A 406-nucleotide genomic window follows, 5' to 3' on the forward strand; every position below is an offset into this window, starting at 1 on the left:
CGAAGACGGTCAATGGTCCCATGATGCCGGGATGGATGGTGAATTTGTCGTAGTCGATCTGGGTGAACACGGTGTCCAAGTGCATGAAGGCACGGGACACCGGGATGTTGAAGGCCAGGATGGTGTCGATGGTGGACGTCTCGTCGCCGAACACGTTGTGGGCCAGCTGATCGATGGCGTCGGGCTCGGTGCGCTGGGAGATGCCGATGGCCAGCACGTGCTCGTTGATGTTCAGCTCGTCGCCGCCCTCGATGTGGAAGGTGTTCTCGCGGCTGTAGTACTGCGGCACGTCCTTGAAATCCGGGTGGTAGTTGAAGATGTAGTCGCCGTAGATGGTCTCGCGGTTGCGCGTCTGACTGTACATGCGGTTGATGCCCACGCCGTTGCCGATCATGTTGAACGGATC

General features: G+C 59.1%; 1 protein-coding gene. It reads right to left on the reverse strand.

Annotation, left to right across the window (positions count from 1 at the left end; all coding sequences use genetic code 11):
- Positions 1-406: arginine deiminase family protein (locus NE591_RS12865; protein WP_256156816.1), on the reverse strand; the 406-nt coding region annotated here is incomplete at both ends.

This window comes from Adlercreutzia sp. DFI.6.23 (genome assembly GCF_024462535.1).
Classification (GTDB): domain Bacteria; phylum Actinomycetota; class Coriobacteriia; order Coriobacteriales; family Eggerthellaceae; genus Adlercreutzia; species Adlercreutzia rubneri.